At 62.5% G+C, this 17,947-nt stretch carries 13 protein-coding genes and 4 tRNA genes; 15 read left to right on the top strand and 2 right to left on the bottom strand.

Features of this window, described 5'->3' with window-relative positions; translation table 11 throughout:
• Positions 1-4: 4 nt before the first annotated feature.
• Positions 5-283: a PilZ domain-containing protein gene (locus D0550_RS09635; protein ID WP_116808918.1), complete on the bottom strand. Its 279-nt coding sequence runs from the start codon at positions 281-283 to the stop codon at positions 5-7.
• A 172-nt stretch (positions 284-455) separates the two neighbouring features.
• On the opposite strand from D0550_RS09635, the gene D0550_RS09630 reads away from it, so the two are divergent.
• A complete protein-coding gene (locus D0550_RS09630) occupies positions 456-1,439 on the top strand; it encodes a threonine ammonia-lyase (RefSeq protein WP_116808916.1) in 984 nt (327 codons plus the stop codon).
• Between the two features lie 19 nt (positions 1,440-1,458).
• A complete protein-coding gene (gene murI / locus D0550_RS09625; protein ID WP_116808936.1) occupies positions 1,459-2,298 on the top strand; it encodes a glutamate racemase in 840 nt (279 codons plus the stop codon).
• On the opposite strand, the gene D0550_RS09620 is transcribed toward murI, so the two are convergent.
• Positions 2,295-3,833 carry a GGDEF domain-containing protein gene (locus D0550_RS09620; RefSeq protein WP_116808915.1) on the bottom strand — a complete coding sequence of 513 codons (1,539 nt, stop codon included), beginning with the start codon at positions 3,831-3,833 and terminating at the stop codon, positions 2,295-2,297. The two genes, murI and D0550_RS09620, sit on opposite strands and share 4 nt — an antisense overlap.
• A 180-nt stretch (positions 3,834-4,013) precedes the next feature.
• Here D0550_RS09620 and D0550_RS09615 point away from each other — a divergent pair.
• The 13 genes from D0550_RS09615 (at position 4,014) to rpoC (ending at position 17,751) form a co-directional block, all read left to right on the top strand.
• Positions 4,014-4,099, top strand: a tRNA-Tyr gene (locus tag D0550_RS09615).
• Between the two features lie 8 nt (positions 4,100-4,107).
• Positions 4,108-4,181, top strand: a tRNA-Gly gene (locus D0550_RS09610).
• A 77-nt stretch (positions 4,182-4,258) separates the two neighbouring features.
• Positions 4,259-4,334: transfer RNA gene (locus D0550_RS09605), tRNA-Thr, on the top strand.
• 65 nt (positions 4,335-4,399) lie between these two features.
• The gene (gene tuf, locus D0550_RS09600; protein WP_116808901.1) at positions 4,400-5,590 is read left to right on the top strand and encodes an elongation factor Tu; all 1,191 of its coding nucleotides are present in this window, start codon (positions 4,400-4,402) and stop codon (positions 5,588-5,590) included.
• Positions 5,591-5,643: 53 nt separating this feature from the next.
• A tRNA-Trp gene (locus D0550_RS09595) sits at positions 5,644-5,719 on the top strand.
• Positions 5,720-5,750: 31 nt separating this feature from the next.
• The gene (gene secE, locus D0550_RS09590; protein ID WP_116808914.1) at positions 5,751-6,128 is read left to right on the top strand and encodes a preprotein translocase subunit SecE; all 378 of its coding nucleotides are present in this window, start codon (positions 5,751-5,753) and stop codon (positions 6,126-6,128) included.
• 2 nt (positions 6,129-6,130) lie between these two features.
• The gene (gene nusG / locus D0550_RS09585) at positions 6,131-6,664 is read left to right on the top strand and encodes a transcription termination/antitermination protein NusG (RefSeq protein WP_116808912.1); all 534 of its coding nucleotides are present in this window, start codon (positions 6,131-6,133) and stop codon (positions 6,662-6,664) included.
• Between the two features lie 100 nt (positions 6,665-6,764).
• Positions 6,765-7,196, top strand: coding sequence for a 50S ribosomal protein L11 (rplK, locus tag D0550_RS09580; RefSeq protein ID WP_116808911.1), 432 nt, complete (start codon positions 6,765-6,767; stop codon positions 7,194-7,196).
• A gap of 1 nt (position 7,197) precedes the next feature.
• Entirely contained in the window at positions 7,198-7,893 is a 696-nt protein-coding gene (rplA, locus tag D0550_RS09575; RefSeq protein WP_116808910.1) for a 50S ribosomal protein L1, read from the top strand.
• Between the two features lie 259 nt (positions 7,894-8,152).
• Positions 8,153-8,692: a 50S ribosomal protein L10 gene (rplJ, locus tag D0550_RS09570; protein WP_116808909.1), complete on the top strand. Its 540-nt coding sequence runs from the start codon at positions 8,153-8,155 to the stop codon at positions 8,690-8,692.
• A gap of 60 nt (positions 8,693-8,752) precedes the next feature.
• Positions 8,753-9,136 carry a 50S ribosomal protein L7/L12 gene (rplL, locus tag D0550_RS09565; RefSeq protein WP_116808908.1) on the top strand — a complete coding sequence of 128 codons (384 nt, stop codon included), beginning with the start codon at positions 8,753-8,755 and terminating at the stop codon, positions 9,134-9,136.
• Positions 9,137-9,334: 198 nt separating this feature from the next.
• Positions 9,335-13,498: a DNA-directed RNA polymerase subunit beta gene (rpoB, locus tag D0550_RS09560; RefSeq protein WP_116808935.1), complete on the top strand. Its 4,164-nt coding sequence runs from the start codon at positions 9,335-9,337 to the stop codon at positions 13,496-13,498.
• 50 nt (positions 13,499-13,548) lie between these two features.
• Positions 13,549-17,751 (top strand): DNA-directed RNA polymerase subunit beta', encoded by a 4,203-nt coding sequence (gene rpoC, locus D0550_RS09555; protein WP_116808906.1) that lies wholly within the window; start codon positions 13,549-13,551, stop codon positions 17,749-17,751.
• Positions 17,752-17,947 lie beyond the last annotated feature (196 nt).

Raw genomic sequence — 17,947 nt, 5'->3', positions numbered from 1 at the left:
ATTCTTAACGCGTGCCGGTGAGGCTTTCCATCATCAGGCCGGTGCCGCCCTTGGACACGTGGGCGACGATGGCGGTGCGGCGATGGATCTTGGTGACCACGCCGAGATTGATGGCGAACGCGAGATGCACGGTCGCGCCTTTTTTCAATCCCAGGTTTTCGGTTTCGATGAAGACGCCGTTCGCGCTCAAGTTGCGCGCGCGGCACAGCTTGCCGGGACGGCCGGGGACGGAAACGTAAACGGCGGTGCGCGCTCTGTGACGTGTATGGAGACGTCGCTCCATGCTCAAACTCCCCGATGCATGCTGTGCTTGATCATTATGCCGCGCTCGAAAGCGCGTGCGAAGCCCATTAAAGAGGTGTTATGTCGACTCATCATCGATTTGGGACGGCACAATGTCACCTGCACAATATCCACCCTCGTTCTACTGATGCATTCCCCTAGGCCGCTTAAGCATGGTGTCACCGCTCACGCTTGACGAAATACGTCTGGCCGCCGGCCAGCTTGCCGATCACGTCGTGCGCACGCCCGTCCATCGACTGCAAAGCTCCGAGGTCGAGCAGGTGCTCGGTGCCACTACCGAGACGTGGTTGAAGCTGGAGTTGTTCCAGCGCACCGGTACGTTCAAGGCGCGGGGTGCTCTGCTGAACGTGCTCGCCTTGTCGGCGGACGCGCGGAAGCAAGGCGTCACTGCCGTCAGCGCCGGTAACCATGCGGCCGCCGTTGCATTCGCCGCGGCCACGGCCGGCGTCAGCGCCAAGGTTGTGATGTTTGCGTCGGCAAATCCGTTGCGTGTCGAATTGTGTCGCTCCTTCGGTGCCGAGGTGGTGTTCGCGGAAACCGCCCATGCTGGATTCGAGCTGGCCACTCGCCTCGCGAAACAGGAAGGTCGCACGCTCATCCATCCGTTCGAAGGCCGCACGACGGCGCTAGGTACCGCGACTGTCGGGCTCGAGCTGTGTGAGCAGATTCCCGGCCTGGATGCGGTCGTCATTCCCATCGGCGGCGGCGGTTTGTGCGCGGGCATCGCGTCGGCGGTGAAGTTATTGGCGCCTCGCTGCCAAATTTTTGGCGTCGAGCCGGAAGGGGCGGACAGCATGCATCGCAGCTTCGCGGCGGGCGAGCCGCGCTCCATCGAACGGGTCGCGACCATTGCTGACAGTTTGGGCGCGCCTTATGCCTTGCCGATCTCCTTCGAGCTATGCCGTCGCAATGTCGATGGACTGGTGCGCATCAGCGATGCCGAGATGCGCGCGGCTATGCGATTCCTGCTTCGCAATGCCAAGCTTGCCGTCGAGCCGGCAGGCGCCGCGGCCACTGCGGCGTTGCTCGGCCCGCTCAAAGAACGACTCCGTGACAGGCGGGTCGGGCTGATCGTCTGTGGCAGTAACATCGACACAGCCACTTATGCTCGCCTGATCGGTGACGAGCCACTTTAACGACTGCTTGCAGCGCTTCATGACCAACGCAAATTCGCTCCCCATCGGAGTGTTCGACTCCGGTGTCGGTGGGCTGACCGTGCTCCGTGCGCTTCGCCAACGCCTGCCCGACGAGCAATTCATCTATCTCGGCGATACCGCGCGTTTGCCGTACGGCACGAAGAGCGGCGACTCGGTGCTGCGCTATTCGATCCAGGCCGCCGAGTTTCTGGTCAACCAGGGCATCAAGTATCTGGTGATCGCCTGTAACACCGCATCGTCGGTCGCGGTCGAGCCGCTGCGCGAGCGCTTCGCGCCGATGCCAGTCATCGGGGTGATCGAGCCGGGCTCGATCGCGGGATGCGCGGCGTCCAAGAGCGGCCATATCGCGGTCCTGGCTACGGAAGGCACAGTGCGAGGCGGCGCGTATCAACGGGCTATCGCTCGATTGGCACCGCAGGCGCAGGTGAGGGCGCAGGCGTGCTCGCTGTTCGTGGCGCTGGCGGAGGAGGGGTGGACCGACGGCGCCATCGCCGAAGCCATCGCGCATCGTTATGTTGACGAGCTGTTTGGTGACGATCCGCAGATCGACACGTTGTTGCTCGGTTGTACTCACTTCCCCGTGCTCGCATCCGCTTTGCGCGCGGTGATCGGGCCGTCGATCACCATCGTCGACTCGGCGGAGACGACGGCGCGGGCGGTGCAAGCGGAATTGATCGATCGGGGATTGTTGAATAGATCCGGCCCGTCGGAGGCGCCGATCCTACAGGCGACGGATAGTCCGGAACGGTTTGCGCGCGTGGGCAGCCGGTTCCTGGGTGAACCGTTCGATGCGAGCCGCGTCGAGCTGGTCGACTTGGCTCCAGCCGCGGCTCGTTAGCTGCGCGCTGCGACCGGACTGCGACGCGAGGTCGGCAGCTCGTCGTAACACTCGACGCGATTGCGGCCGCAGAGCTTTGCGGCATAGAGCGCGTGGTCAGCGGCTTCCAGCAGCGCAAGGGTACTGGGGAATCGCTGATTGGTCGTGTACGTCGCAACACCGATCGAGGCGGTGACGTGGACGCCGGTCGCACCGTCGCCACCATGATCGGCACCCGCCAGCGCCGAAAGAATTCGCTGCGCAACCTGGCGGGCAATTGCTCGCTCCGTGCTCGGCAGTACAACGATAAATTCCTCACCGCCGAAGCGCGCGACGAGATCGCTGCCGCGGACTACGGCTTGGATCGCCTGTGCGCAGCTGTGCAGTACTTTGTCGCCGACCGGGGTGCCGTACTTTTCGTTGATCAGCTTGAAGCGGTCGAGATCGATGTGCGCGACGCTCAAGTCGCGGCCAAACACCACGGCCTGAGTGAACTCGCGATCGAGCATGCGATCCAGCCACGGCCGATTGAGTACGCCAGTGAGCGGGTCACGGCGGCTCGAGTCCTCCGCCTCTTCGGTGCGCGTCAGCAGCACGCTGGTCGTGGCTTGCAGGTTAGTGACCTCCTGCAAGGCGTGCAGATTCCTGACTGCCAGTAGCTCGCGCGCTTCGGCCAGCAGATTCTCCGCATCGTCCGCTTCGAGAATGCTGGTCTCGTACAGAGCCTCGGTTTCGGGAATCAGGCTGAGGATGCGCGCGACGACTTCATTGAAGTGCTCATGGCTCATGCTCAGCAGGCGATGCGCGCGCTGAGCAAGCGCCGGCACCGAGTTGGCCCGGTCGGCGGATAACACCGCCTCGGCGAGATCGCTGCCGAGTGCGACGCAGCGTGCGAACTGACCTTCCTCGGTCGTCCAAGCGAACATCTGCGGCGAGTGGCTCGCCTCGACCGGCTTGCACAGCCGCTCCGGCAGATTCCATGCGCGCAGCATCATCGCGGTGTAGTAGGAGTGATCCTTGCCGAGCTTGGCGATCTCATAGGCCACCCAATCGGCGTGGGTCGCCTTCTGCGGCAGCTGGCCATAGAAGTCGCGCGCGGCGCGATCCAAGGCCAGCACGCCCATGTCCTGCAGCATCGCCGCCAGGAAAACATCTTCCGGATGTCCGGTCTTCGCCGCTTCGCTGAAAGCGCGCGCGGCGGTTGCGCCCAATAGCGCGCGGCGCCAGAAACGGCTGTAATCGATGCCCGTCGCGCGTAGTGCGCGCATCGAGGAAACCAGGGAAAAACTCAGCGCCAGGGTCAGCGCGGCGTTCAGGCCGATGATGACCAGTGCCTGACGGAGGTTTTGGCTTGGCCGGCGTTGTGCGTAAAATGCCGAGTTCGCGATCCGCAGGATCTTGGCCGTCATGGCCGGGTCCCGACCGACGGCGGTGGCCACCTTGGCCATTTCGATGTCCGGATCGCGCGCGAGCGCGATGATCTCAGTCGCCACCTGCGGCGGGCTGGGAAAATCGACTTGCGCTCTCAAGCGTTGTTCGAGGTCCTGGGGCAGCATAAACCCGCGTCCTGAAGCTGCGGTTTCGAATACGGACGCGCCGAATGGCGCCGTCGGGCCCTGTATCGGCGCGCAGCGAGATGACTTAAGCAGGAATTTTGCTTCGAGGCGTCAAACAACCTTCGTTAGCTGTTGACACTCAATAGTTCGGCGAAGAGAATGCCCGGCTCTTATGTCCGCGGAGGGGTACCCAAGCGGCCAACGGGGGCAGACTGTAAATCTGCTGGCTTATGCCTTCGTAGGTTCGAATCCTACCCCCTCCACCACTCCTCAAGCGGGTGTAGTTCAATGGTAGAACCTCAGCCTTCCAAGCTGATGGTGTGGGTTCGATTCCCATCACCCGCTCCATTGCGCATACCGCGATGAGTCGAGTACGGCGGATATAAGAAGATGAAGATAGAGACTGAAGGTCGGTTTGAAGGGTCGCTCACGTAGCTCAGTTGGTAGAGCACGTCCTTGGTAAGGACGAGGTCACCGGTTCAATCCCGGTCGTGAGCTCCACTCGTATTGTTGACTCGTTCGTGTTTGCCATCTCGAATAAGTGACCTAGATAGAGGAACGCCGCTGTGGCCAAAGAGAAGTTTGAACGTACCAAGCCGCACGTGAACGTAGGCACCATTGGCCACGTCGACCATGGCAAGACCACGTTGACGGCCGCTTTGACGAAGGTGATGGCGGAGAAGCACGGCGGCGAGTTCAAGGCGTACGACCAGATCGACAAGGCGCCGGAAGAGAAGGCGCGCGGCATCACGATCGCGACCTCGCACGTGGAGTACAGCTCGGACAATCGCCACTATGCGCACGTGGACTGCCCGGGCCACGCCGACTACGTGAAGAACATGATCACCGGCGCCGCCCAGATGGACGGTGCGATTCTGGTGTGCTCGGCCGCTGACGGCCCGATGCCGCAGACGCGCGAGCACATCCTGCTGGCCCGTCAGGTCGGCGTGCCGTACATCGTGGTGTTCCTGAACAAGGCGGACATGGTGGATGACGCCGAGCTGCTGGAACTGGTCGAGATGGAAGTGCGCGAGCTGCTGTCGAAGTACGACTTCCCTGGCGATGACACGCCGATCGTGAAGGGCTCGGCGCTGAAGGCGCTGGAAGGCGATCAGAGCGAGATCGGTGTGCCGGCGGTGCTGAAGCTGGTCGAAGAGATGGACAAGTACATCCCGGTGCCGGAGCGTGCGGTCGACGGCGCGTTCCTGATGCCGGTGGAAGACGTGTTCTCGATCTCTGGCCGCGGCACGGTGGTGACGGGTCGTATCGAGCGCGGCATCGTGAAGGTGAACGACGAAGTTGAGATCGTCGGCATCAAGGCGACGCAGAAGACGACGTGCACGGGCGTTGAGATGTTCCGCAAGCTGCTGGATCAGGGCCAGGCGGGCGACAACGTGGGCGTGCTGCTGCGTGGCACGAAGCGTGAGGAAGTGGAGCGCGGCCAGGTGCTGTGCAAGCCCGGTTCGATCAAGCCGCACACGCAGTTCGAAGCTGAGGTGTACGTGCTGACGAAGGAAGAGGGCGGCCGTCACACGCCGTTCTTCAAGGGCTATCGTCCGCAGTTCTACTTCCGTACCACGGACGTGACCGGCGCGTGCGAGCTGCCGGAAGGCGTCGAGATGGTCATGCCGGGCGACAACATCAAGATGGTGGTCGAGCTGATCGCGCCGATCGCGATGGAAGAGGGCCTGCGCTTCGCCATCCGTGAAGGCGGCAGAACGGTCGGCGCCGGCGTCGTCGCCAAGATCATCAAGTAGTCGATTGATTGGGGCGGAGGCCGTTCGGCCTCCGCTCATTATCGAAAAGTCTTAGGCCAGTAGCTCAATTGGCAGAGCGGCGGTCTCCAAAACCGCAGGTTGGGGGTTCGATTCCCTCCTGGCCTGCCAGACTTTAAGCGCAACGCGAACGCAGTAAGTAATGACTGACCAAGTACAGGAAAATGGCACAGCGCTGGATGCGCTGAAGCTCGCTGCAGGCGTCGTCATTCTGGCGGCCGGCATCGTGGGCTTTTACATGCTGGTCGGCCTGCCGATCTGGCTGCGCTGGATCATGGTGCTCGCGGCCCTCGTGGTCGGCGCGCTGGTCAGCTTGCAGTCGTATCAAGGCAAGACGTTCTGGCAGTTCGTCCAGAGCTCGCGCGTCGAGCTGCGCAAAGTAGTCTGGCCCACCACGCAGGAGACCTGGCAGGTCACCCTCGTGGTGTTCGTCATGATCGTCGTGCTCGGGTTGTTTTTCTGGGGCGTGGACACGCTGCTCGGCTTCCTCACGAAGTGGCTGACCGGGCGCGGAGGTTGATCATGGCTTTGCGTTGGTACGTCGTGCACGCCTATTCCAACTTCGAGCATCGCGTCGCCGAGGGCTTGAAGGACCGCATCAAAATGCAGGGCCTGCAGGACAAGTTCGGCGAAATCCTCGTGCCGACCGAAGAAGTGGTCGAGATGCGCGACGGTCAGAAGCGCAAGAGCGAGCGCAAGTTCTATCCCGGCTACGTGCTGGTGCAGATGGAGATGGACGAAGCGACCTGGCACCTCGTGAAGGAAGTGCCGAAGGTGCTCGGCTTCATCGGCGGCACGCCGGAGAAGCCCGCGCCCATCACCGAGAAGGAAGCGATGAGCATCCTGCGGCGCGTCGAGGAAGGCATCGACAAGCCGAAGCCGAAAGTGCTGTTCGAGCCCGGCGAAGTGGTGCGCGTCATCGACGGCCCGTTCAACGACTTCAACGGCGTGGTCGAGTCGGTCAACTACGAAAAGAATCGCCTGCAAGTGGCGGTGCAGATCCTCGGTCGCTCGACGCCCGTGGAGCTGGATTTCAGTCAGGTGGAGAAGGCTTAACACCCTTCTTCGGTTCGAGGTGTACGCGCTCATCGCGTGCGCCTGTCAGCAAAACGATGGGGAGCTGCTTCTAAAGTAGCGTTTGCACCCGGAGAGCATCATGGCCAAGAAAGTCACTGGCTATATCAAACTGCAGATTCCTGCAGGCCAGGCGAACCCGAGCCCGCCGGTCGGTCCGGCGCTGGGTCAGCAGGGCGTCAACATCATGGAATTCTGCAAAGCGTTCAACGCGCAGACGCAGAGCCTGGAAAAGGGGTTGCCGACCCCGGTTGTGATCACTGTGTACAGCGATCGCAGCTTTACCTTCATTCTCAAGACGCCGCCGGCGTCGGTGCTGATCCGCAAGGCCATCGGCATTGAGAAAGGTAGCGGCGCGCCCAATACCAACAAGGTTGGCAAGATCAGCCTCAAGCAACTCGAAGACGTCGCCAAGATCAAGCAGCCGGACCTGACGGCCGCGGATCTGGAAGCCGCTGTCCGCACCGTCGCGGGCACTGCGCGCAGCATGGGCGTTGACGTGGAGGGCGTGTGACATGCCATTCGTTGCTAAGCGTTTGAAAGCCTGGTCGAGCAAGATTGAGCCGGGCAAGACCTATCCGATCGATGTGGCCCTCGGCCTGGTGCAGGAATTCGCCAAGGCGAAGTTCGCCGAGTCCGTCGACGTGGCCGTGAACCTCGGTATCGACGCCTCGAAGTCGGACCAGCAGGTGCGTGGCTCGACCGTGATGCCCAACGGCATCGGCAAGACGGTGCGCGTCGCTGTGTTCACCTCCGGCAAGAACCAGGATGCGGCTCGCGCCGCCGGCGCCGACATCGTCGGCCTCGAAGACCTGGCTGAGAAGGTGAAGGCTGGCGAGATGGATTTCGACGTGGTCGTGGCCAGCCCGGACGCGATGCGCGTCGTCGGTCAGCTCGGTCAGATCCTGGGTCCTCGCGGCCTGATGCCGAACCCGAAGGTCGGCACCGTGACCCCGAACGTCGCTGACGCCGTGAAGAACGCCAAGGCCGGTCAGGTGCGCTACCGCTCCGACAAGGCCGGTGTGGTTCATTGCACGATCGGCAAGGCGAATTTCGAGCCGGCCAAGCTGCGCGAAAACCTGCAGGCGCTGCTCGCGGATCTGCAGAAGGCCAAGCCCGCCGCTGCCAAGGGCATCTATCTGAAGAAGATCTCCGTGTCTTCGACGATGGGTCCGGGTGTGCCGGTCGAGCAGTCGTCGCTGACGATCTGATGTTTCTGTCGTTCGCCTCGGCGGACGACATCTCGAAGTGAAGGCGAGTCGCAAGACTCGCCGACATCGAAGACCGCAGGTGGATGTGAGTCCTTAATGATGCCTGCGCAGATGGTGTTACCCGAATCGGTTGATCCATGGGATCACTCGCTGAAGGGCGCCGTCAGACCGTAGTCCTCGCAAGAGGTAACGCGGTCAGGGTGGATGCGAAAGGAGGCGCATCCGTTCGTGTTAACGCTCTTCACGCCAGGAGGAAATCATGGCGCTCAGACTCGATGACAAGAAGGCGCTGGTGGCCGAAGTCGCCGCGGTAGCTGCAACAGCGCAGTCCGTAGTGGCAGCGGAATACCGCGGGCTGAAGGTTTCGCAGATGACCGATCTGCGTACCAAGGCTCGTAAATCCGGTGTCTACCTGCGAGTAGTGAAGAACACGTTGGCCCGCAAGGCAATCGCCGGCACTCAATTCGAAGTGGTCGGCAAGAGCCTGAAAGGTCCGCTGGTTCTCGCGTTCTCGAAGGAAGACCCGGGTGCTGCTGCCCGGCTGGTCAAGGACTTCGCAAAGGCAAACGACAAGCTGGTACCGGTCGCGGTGTCGCTCGGCGGCTCGTTGCTTACCGCGAAGGATCTCGACCGTGTCGCCAGCCTGCCGACGCTCGATGCGGCTCGCGCAACCCTGTTGGGATTGCTGCAGACCCCGCTGTCTCAGTTCGTCCGCACCATCAACGAACCGCATGCTCAGCTGGTTCGGGTGTTGGCCGCACACAAAGACAAGCTCGAAGCCCCGGCCGCTGCTGGTTAGTACAGCACTGCGAATCCGATTCGATTACGGTTACATCATCTAATTATTGGAGTTTTTCACATGGCAATTTCGAAGGAAGAACTGATCGACGCGTTGTCCAACCTGAAGGTGTTGGAAGTGGTCGACCTGGTCAAGGCGCTGGAAGAGAAGTGGGGCGTGAGCGCCGCTGCTGCCGTCGCCGTTGCTGCTGCTCCTGCTGCCGGCGGCGCTGCTGCTCCGGCTGCCGAAGAGAAGACCGAGTTCACCGTGACCATGACCAGCTTCGGCGCCAACAAGGTCGGCGTCATCAAGGTCATCCGCGAGATCACGGGCCTGGGCTTGAAGGAAGCCAAGGACCTGGTCGAAGGCGTGCCCTCGGTGGTCAAGGACGCCGTGCCGAAGGCCGACGCGGACTCGATCAAGAAGAAGCTGGAAGAGGCCGGCGCCGCTGCGGAGATCAAGTAATCTCGTTCGCGGAGTTTTGTTGAGCGTACTTTTACCGGTACATGGGAAGCGCGGCTGCGGAACAGGCTCCGCCGGCCGCGCTCTCCTATTGTCTTTTGTAGCGGCGGCCCAACATCGTCAGGCCCCCTACCTAGAGTCAGCCGGCGTTTGCAGTTTTGAAGCCCTGAACTCTCTATTAGATTCAGAAGGGTGATCCAGATGGCCTATTCGTTCACCGAGAAGAAGCGTATCCGTAAGGACTTCGGCAAGCGGGAGAGCATCCTCGAGGTGCCGTACCTGCTGGCGATTCAGCTCGACTCGTACCGCAAGTTCCTACAAGCCGATACGCGCGAGACGGCTCGGCTCGACGCTGGCCTGCACGCTGCGTTCAAGAGCGTGTTTCCGATCACCAGCTATTCCGGCAACGCCATTCTCGAATACGTGAGCTATCGCCTCGGCGATCCGGTATTCGACGTGAAGGAGTGCCAGATGCGCGGCCTCACCTACGCAGCCCCGCTGCGCGTGAAGGTACGCCTGGTTGTTTACGATAAAGAGACGTCGACCCCGACCAAGAAGACCGTCAAGGACATCCGCGAGCAGGAGGTCTACTTGGGCGAAATGCCTCTGATGACCGACAACGGCACCTTCGTCGTGAACGGCACCGAGCGCGTCATCGTCTCCCAGCTGCACCGTTCGCCGGGCGTGTTCTTCGATCACGACCGCGGCAAGACCCACAGCTCGGGCAAGCTGCTGTTCTCCGCGCGCATCATTCCTTATCGCGGCTCGTGGCTCGATTTCGAGTTCGACCCGAAGGACTGCGTGTACGCGCGTATCGACCGCCGCCGCAAGCTGCCGGTCACCATCATCCTGCGCGCTCTCGGCTACACCGAGGAGCAGATGCTGGACATGTTCTTCGACAAGAACACCTATCACCTGGCGAAGGAAAAGATCGAATTCGATCTGATCCCGGCGCGCCTGCGCGGCGAGACCGCGTCGTTCACCATCAAGATCGGCGATGAAGTCATCGTCGAGGAAGGCCGCCGCGTGACTGCGCGTCACGTGCGTCAGCTCGAGCAGAAGAACATCTCCCGCCTGGAAGTGCCGAAGGAATATCTGATCGGCAAGATCCTGGCGCACGACGTGTTCAACACCGACACCGGCGAGATCCTGGCCAAGGCCAACGAGATCCTGACCGTCACGGTCATCGACAAGCTGATCGAAGCGGGCGTTACCGAGATTCGCGCGCTGTACGTCAACGATCTGGATCGCGGTCCGTACATCTCCGACACGCTGCGCATCGACCCGACCCGCACGCGCCTGGAAGCGCTGGTGGAAATCTATCGCATGATGCGTCCGGGCGAGCCGCCGACCAAGGACGCGGCCGAGAACCTGTTCCAGAACCTGTTCTTCAATCCCGAGCGCTACGACCTGTCGGCCGTGGGCCGCATGAAGTTCAATCGCCGCGTGCATCGTGAAGAGATCGTCGGCCCGGGCATCCTGTACGACTTTGCGCACTTCTCCAAGCGCACCGATGAATTCTCGAAGGAGCTGTTCGAGAAGTATGGCGAGGGCTCGGACATCATCGCCGTCATCAAGGAGCTCTGTGACATTCGCAACGGCAACGGCCAGGTCGACGACATCGATCACCTGGGCAACCGTCGCGTGCGTTCGGTCGGCGAAATGGCGGAGAACGCCTTCCGCATCGGCCTGGTGCGCGTCGAGCGTGCCGTGAAGGAGCGTCTGACGCTCGCCGAGTCCGAAGGCCTGATGCCGCAGGAAATGATCAACGCCAAGCCGGTGGCGGCGGCGGTGAAGGAATTCTTCGGCTCCTCGCAGCTGTCGCAGTTCATGGACCAGAACAACCCGCTGTCGGAAGTGACGCACAAGCGTCGCGTCTCGGCGCTCGGCCCAGGCGGTCTGACGCGCGAACGCGCGGGCTTCGAAGTGCGCGACGTTCACCCGACGCACTACGGCCGCGTGTGCCCGATCGAAACCCCTGAAGGTCCGAACATCGGTCTGATCAACTCGTTGTCCGTGTACGCCCGCACCAACGACTACGGCTTCCTCGAGACGCCGTATCGCAAGGTGGTGGACGGCAAGGTGCTCGATGACATCGACTATCTGTCGGCCATCGAAGAGAGCCAGTACGTCATCGCGCAGGCCAACGCCACGCTCAGCGACAAGTCCGAGTTCGTCGACGACCTGGTGTCGTGCCGTCACTTGAACGAGTTCATGCTGTCCTCGCCGGACAAGATTCAGTACATGGACGTGTCGCCGAAGCAGATCGTGTCGGTGGCCGCCTCGCTGATTCCGTTCCTCGAGCACGACGACGCGAACCGCGCGTTGATGGGTTCGAACATGCAACGTCAGGCTGTGCCGACGCTGCGTGCCGAGACGCCGCTGGTCGGCACCGGCATGGAGCGCGCCGTGGCGATCGATTCGGGCGTGACTGTGGTCGCGCGTCGTGGCGGCGTCATCGACTCGGTCGACGCCTCGCGTATCGTCGTGCGCGTGCATGACGCCGAAACGTCTGCTTCGGAAGCCGGCGTCGATATCTATTCGATGACCAAGTACACGCGTTCCAACCAGAACACCTGTATCAACCAGCGTCCGCTGGTGAAGGCAGGTGACGTGATCGCGCGCGGCGACGTGCTGGCCGACGGCCCGTCCACCAACCTGGGCGAGCTGGCGCTGGGCCAGAACCTGCTGGTCGCGTTCATGCCCTGGAACGGCTACAACTTCGAAGACTCGATCCTGATCTCGGAGCGCGTCGTCCATGACGATCGCTTCACGACCATCCACATCGAAGAGCTGACCTGCGTCGCTCGCGACACGAAGCTGGGCCCCGAAGAAATCACCGCCGACATCCCGAACGTGGGTGATATCGCGCTCGCCAAGCTCGATGAAGCAGGTATCGCGTTCATCGGCGCCGAAGTGAAGGCCGGCGACATTCTGGTCGGTAAGGTCACGCCGAAGGGCGAGACCCAGCTGACGCCGGAAGAGAAGCTGCTGCGCGCCATCTTCGGTGAGAAGGCGTCCGACGTTAAGGACACCTCGCTGCGCGTGCCCCCGGGCATGGACGGCACCGTGATCGACGTGCGCGTGTTCACGCGCGATGGCGTCGAGAAGGACAGCCGTGCGTTGTCGATCGAGAAGTCGGAGCTGGAGAAGGTTCGCAAGGATCTGGAAGACCAGCGCCGCATTCTCGAAGACGACTTGTTCCAGCGTATTCAGGCTGTGCTGCTCGGCAAGCCGGCTTCGGCGGGTCCGCAGAAGCTCAAGGCCGGCACCATCCTCGATGAGACGTATCTGTCCAGCATCCCGCGCGAGCAGTGGCTGGAAATTCGTCTGCAGGACGATGAAGAGAACGCCGCGGTCGAAAGCGCCGCCGAGCGCTTGAAGGCGCAGCGCAAGGAGTTCGAGAAGCGCTTCGACGAGAAGCGCGCCAAGATCACCGCGGGCGACGACCTCGCTCCGGGCGTGCTGAAGATGGTCAAGGTGTACCTGGCCGTGAAGCGCCGCGTGCAGCCGGGCGACAAGATGGCCGGCCGCCACGGTAACAAGGGCGTCGTGTCGACGATCATTCCGGTCGAAGACATGCCGTTCGACGAGCACGGTACGCCGGTCGACATCGTGCTGAACCCGCTGGGCGTGCCTTCGCGTATGAACATCGGTCAGATCCTGGAGACGCACCTGGGCTGGGCTGCCAAGGGCATCGGCCACAAGATCGGCCGCATGCTCGACAGCATGGCTGCCGAGCGCGCCACGCAGATCCGCGGCTTCCTCGATGAGGTCTACAACAAGTCGGGCGGCCAGAAGGCGGACATCGCTTCGCTGACCGACGACGAGGTCATCGCGCTGGCCGGCAACCTGCGGCACGGCGTGCCGATGGCGACGCCGGTGTTCGACGGCGCGGCCGAAGAGGAAATCAAGCGCATGCTGGAGCTGGCGGATCTGCCGGCCAGCGGCCAGACGACGCTGTTCGACGGTCGTACCGGCGAGCGTTTCGAGCGTCAGGTGACGGTGGGCTACATGTACATGCTGAAGCTCAACCACCTGGTCGACGACAAGATGCACGCCCGTTCGACCGGTCCGTACTCGCTGGTCACGCAGCAGCCGCTGGGTGGTAAGGCGCAGTTCGGCGGTCAGCGCTTCGGCGAAATGGAAGTCTGGGCGCTGGAGGCGTATGGCGCCTCGTACACGCTGCAGGAAATGCTCACCGTCAAGTCCGACGACGTGAACGGCCGTACTCAGATGTACAAGGCCATCGTCGACGGCAACCACGAAATGAAGGCCGGCATGCCCGAATCCTTCAACGTGCTGGTGAAAGAAATCCGTTCGCTGGGCATCAACATGGAGCTGGAGCAGGAGAGCGACAAGTAACCGCGAGGTTGTTTGTTCCGTATCTCCCGCAACACTCGAGTAGGTGACACATGAAAGATTTGCTGAAGTTGTTCAAGCAGCACACGCCGGTCGAAAACTTTGATTCGATCCGGATTGGCTTGGCTTCGCCCGAAATGATCCGCTCGTGGTCGTTCGGCGAAGTGAAGAAGCCGGAAACCATCAACTACCGCACGTTCAAGCCGGAGCGTGATGGTCTGTTCTGCGCCAAGATCTTCGGACCGGTGAAGGACTACGAGTGCTTGTGCGGTAAGTACAAGCGCCTGAAGCATCGCGGCGTGGTCTGTGAAAAGTGCGGCGTCGAAGTGACCCAGTCCAAGGTGCGCCGTGAGCGCATGGGCCACATCGAGCTCGCCAGCCCGACCGCGCACATCTGGTTCCTGAAGTCGCTGCCGTCGCGTATCGGTTTGATGCTCGACATGACGCTGCGTGAAATCGAGCGCGTGCTGTATTTCGAAGCGTTCGTGGTGATCGAGCCGGGCATGACCCAGCTGCAGCGCGGTCAGTTGCTGACCGACGAAATGTATCTCGAAGCCATCGAGCAGCACGGCGACGAGTTCGACGCCCGCATGGGTGCCGAAGCCGTGTACGAGCTGTTGAAGTCGCTGGATCTGCAGCAGGAAGTGCTGAAGGTTCGCGAAGAGATCCTCGGCACCAACTCCGAGACCAAGATCAAGCGCCTCACCAAGCGCCTGAAGCTGCTCGAGTCGTTCATCGAGTCCGGCAACAAGCCGGAGTGGATGGTCATGACCGTGCTGCCGGTGCTGCCGCCGGATCTGCGTCCGCTGGTGCCGCTGGACGGCGGCCGCTTCGCGACGTCCGATTTGAACGATCTGTATCGCCGCGTCATCAACCGCAACAACCGCCTGCGCCGACTGCTCGAGTTGAACGCGCCGGACATCATCGTGCGCAACGAAAAGCGCATGTTGCAGGAAGCGGTGGACGCACTGCTCGACAACGGCCGCCGCGGTCGCGCCATCACCGGCACGAACAAGCGTCCGCTGAAGTCGCTGGCCGACATGATCAAGGGCAAGCAGGGCCGCTTCCGTCAGAACCTGCTCGGTAAGCGCGTCGACTACTCTGGCCGTTCGGTCATCGTGGTCGGTCCGACCCTGCGCCTGCATCAGTGCGGTCTGCCGAAGAAGATGGCGCTGGAGCTGTTCAAGCCCTTCATCTTCTCCAAGCTGCAGCTGCGCGGCGAAGCCTCGACCATCAAGGCCGCCAAGCGCATGGTGGAGCGTGAAGGTCCGGAGGTGTGGGACATTCTCGAAGAGGTCATTCGCGAACATCCCGTGCTGCTGAACCGCGCGCCGACCCTGCACCGTCTGGGTATTCAGGCGTTCGAGCCGGTGCTGATCGAAGGTAAAGCCATCCAGCTGCATCCGCTGGTGTGTACGGCGTTCAACGCCGACTTCGACGGCGACCAAATGGCCGTGCACGTGCCGCTGTCGTTGGAAGCGCAGCTCGAAGCGCGCGCTCTGATGATGTCGTCGAACAACATTCTGTCGCCCGCCAACGGCGACCCGATCATCGTGCCGTCGCAGGACGTGGTGCTGGGTCTGTACTACATGACCCGCGAGCGCGTGAATGCGAAGGGCGAGGGCATGCTGTTCACCGACGTGCAGGAAGTGCATCGCGCCTATGAGAGCCGCGTCGCCGACCTGCAGGCCAAGGTGAAGGTCCGCATCACCGAATACGTCAAGGCCGAAGAAGGTGGCTACCGTCCGCGCACCCGCGTCGTCGATACGACCGTGGGCCGTTCGCTGCTGTCCGAGATTCTGCCCAAGGGCATGTCGTTCGATGTCGTGAACCGCGACATGACCAAGAAGGCCATCTCCGGCGTCATCAACCTTTGCTATCGCGGCGTCGGCTTGAAGGAAGCCGTCGTGTTCGCCGACCAGCTGATGTACACGGGCTTTGCGTATGCGACGCGCGCCGGTGTCTCGATCGGCGTCGACGACATGGTCGTGCCGCAGCAGAAGGGCCGCATCCTGGGTGGTGCCGAGCGTGAAGTGAAGGAGATTCAGGAGCAGTACGCTTCCGGTCTCGTCACCAACGGCGAGCGCTACAACAAGGTGGTCGATATCTGGTCGCGTACCAACGACCAGGTGGCCAAGGCGATGATGGACAAGCTCGGCGTCGAAGACGTCGTGAACTCCAAGGGCCAGACGGTCACGCAAAAGTCGTTCAACTCGATTTACATGATGGCCGACTCGGGCGCCCGCGGTAGCGCGGCCCAGATTCGTCAGCTCGCCGGTATGCGCGGCCTGATGGCCAAGCCGGACGGCTCCATCATCGAGACGCCCATCACGGCGAACTTCCGTGAAGGCTTGAACGCCATGCAGTACTTCATCTCGACGCACGGCGCTCGTAAGGGTCTGGCCGATACCGCGTTGAAGACCGCGAACTCCGGTTACCTGACGCGTCGTCTGGTCGACGTGGCGCAGGACCTGGTGGTCACGGAAGAGGACTGCGGCACCAGCAACGGTCTGACCATGGCTCCGATCGTCGAAGGCGGCGACGTGGTCGAAGGCCTCGGCGAGCGCGTGCTCGGCCGCGTGGCCGCAGAAGACGTGATGAAGCCGAACGGCGAAGCGGTGGTCGTGGCCGCCGGCACGCTGATCGACGAAAAGCTGGTCAAGCTGCTCGAAGCCGAAGGCGTCGACCAGGTGAAGGTGCGTTCGCCCATCGCCTGCGAAGTCCGCTACGGCGTGTGCGCGCAGTGCTACGGCCGCGACCTCGCGCGTGGTCATCGCATCAACATGGGTGAAGCGGTCGGCGTCATCGCCGCGCAGTCCATCGGTGAGCCCGGCACGCAGCTGACGATGCGTACGTTCCACATCGGTGGTGCGGCGTCTCGAGCTGCAGCCGCGAACTCGGTGGAAGCGAAGGGCAAGGGCACCGCGCGTCTGCACAACCTCAAGACCGTGCACCACGAGAAGGGCCACTGGGTCGCGACTTCGCGCTCCGGCGAGTTCGGCGTGGTCGATGAGTTCGGTCGCGAGCGTGAGCGTTACAAGATTCCGTACGGCGCCGTGATTACGGTGAAGGACGGCGATCCGATCGAACCCGGTCAGATCGTCGCGACCTGGGACCCGCACACCCACCCGGTCGTGACCGAAGTGGCGGGCTTCATCAAGTTCCAGGACTTCATCGACGGCGTGACCGTGCAGAGCCAGGTCGACGAAGTGACCGGCCTGTCCAGCACCGTCGTGATGGATCCGAAGCAGCGCAGCTCGGGCGGCAAGGACCTGCGTCCAGTGGTGCGCCTGGTGAATGCCAAGGGCAAGGAAGTCACCTTCGCGAACACCGATATTCCGGCCGTGTACGCGCTGCCCACGGGCGCCATCGTGAGCTTGGAAGACGGTGCGAAGGTGTCGGTCGGCGACGTTATCGCGCGTATCCCGCAAGAGTCGTCGAAGACCCGCGACATCACCGGCGGTCTGCCGCGCGTCGCGGACTTGTTCGAAGCTCGCAAGCCGAAGGACTCAGCGATCCTCGCCGAGTACTCGGGCACCGTGAGCTACGGCAAGGAAACCAAGGGCAAGCGCCGCTTGATCATTACCGACGAGCAGGGCGAGAAGCACGAGGAGCTGATTCCGAAGTGGCGTCACCTGAACGTGTTCGAAGGTGAGCAGGTGGAGCGCGGCGAAGTGATCGCCGACGGCGAGCCGAACCCGCACGACATCCTGCGCTTGCAGGGTGTGGAGTCGCTGGCCAACTACCTGGTCCGCGAAATCCAGGACGTGTACCGACTGCAGGGCGTGAAGATCAACGACAAGCACATTGAAGTGATCATCCGCCAGATGCTGCGTAAGGTCGAAATCGCCCACGCTGGCGACACGACCCTGCTGCGCGGCGAGCAGCTGGATCGCGCCCGCGTGACGGATGTCAACGAGCGGGTCGTGGAGGCGGGCAAGATTCCCGCGCGCCTCGAGCCGGTGCTGCTGGGCATCACCAAGGCCTCGCTGGCGACCGAATCGTTCATCTCCGCGGCCTCCTTCCAGGAGACCACCCGCGTGCTGACCGAAGCGGCCGTGCGCGGTCTGAAGGACGATCTGCGTGGCTTGAAGGAGAACGTCATCGTCGGCCGGCTCATCCCGGCGGGTACGGGCTCGTTCTACCACTCGCGTCGTCGTCGCCGGGATTCCGGCAGCGGCCGTGGGTTCATGGATATGGGCGGCGGTGGGGTGGATACCGAGGAGTCAGTGTCGGACGAAGCCTCCGCGGAGTAAGAGAATGGCGCGGGGGAGGGTGTACCTCCCCCGCCAGACCCGCAGAAAAGCCAATGTCGGGCCTCTAAGCCGTTGACACTGCAGGGTCACATTCCTACAATCCCGCGCCTTTGATTAGGCCGGCGCCGACCATCTTCCGCCCGCCAGTCACCCGAATTTACTTAGGCCGCCTTTAGCGATGAGCTAGGCGGCTTCG

It is taken from the genome of Steroidobacter cummioxidans (assembly GCF_003104955.1).
This window is presented reverse-complemented; position numbering and strand designations above follow the sequence as displayed.

What these genes read in the sequence shown, in the direction of transcription:
- D0550_RS09635 (WP_116808918.1), bottom strand. Translation starts at nt 283, where the DNA reads ATGGAGCGACGTCTCCATACACGTCACAGAGCGCGCACCGCCGTTTAC.
- D0550_RS09630 (WP_116808916.1), top strand. Translation starts at nt 456, where the DNA reads ATGGTGTCACCGCTCACGCTTGACGAAATACGTCTGGCCGCCGGCCAG.
- murI (WP_116808936.1), top strand. Translation starts at nt 1,459, where the DNA reads ATGACCAACGCAAATTCGCTCCCCATCGGAGTGTTCGACTCCGGTGTC.
- D0550_RS09620 (WP_116808915.1), bottom strand. Translation starts at nt 3,833, where the DNA reads ATGCTGCCCCAGGACCTCGAACAACGCTTGAGAGCGCAAGTCGATTTT.
- secE (WP_116808914.1), top strand. Translation starts at nt 5,751, where the DNA reads ATGACTGACCAAGTACAGGAAAATGGCACAGCGCTGGATGCGCTGAAG.
- nusG (WP_116808912.1), top strand. Translation starts at nt 6,131, where the DNA reads ATGGCTTTGCGTTGGTACGTCGTGCACGCCTATTCCAACTTCGAGCAT.
- rplK (WP_116808911.1), top strand. Translation starts at nt 6,765, where the DNA reads ATGGCCAAGAAAGTCACTGGCTATATCAAACTGCAGATTCCTGCAGGC.
- rplA (WP_116808910.1), top strand. Translation starts at nt 7,198, where the DNA reads ATGCCATTCGTTGCTAAGCGTTTGAAAGCCTGGTCGAGCAAGATTGAG.
- rplJ (WP_116808909.1), top strand. Translation starts at nt 8,153, where the DNA reads ATGGCGCTCAGACTCGATGACAAGAAGGCGCTGGTGGCCGAAGTCGCC.
- rplL (WP_116808908.1), top strand. Translation starts at nt 8,753, where the DNA reads ATGGCAATTTCGAAGGAAGAACTGATCGACGCGTTGTCCAACCTGAAG.
- rpoB (WP_116808935.1), top strand. Translation starts at nt 9,335, where the DNA reads ATGGCCTATTCGTTCACCGAGAAGAAGCGTATCCGTAAGGACTTCGGC.
- rpoC (WP_116808906.1), top strand. Translation starts at nt 13,549, where the DNA reads ATGAAAGATTTGCTGAAGTTGTTCAAGCAGCACACGCCGGTCGAAAAC.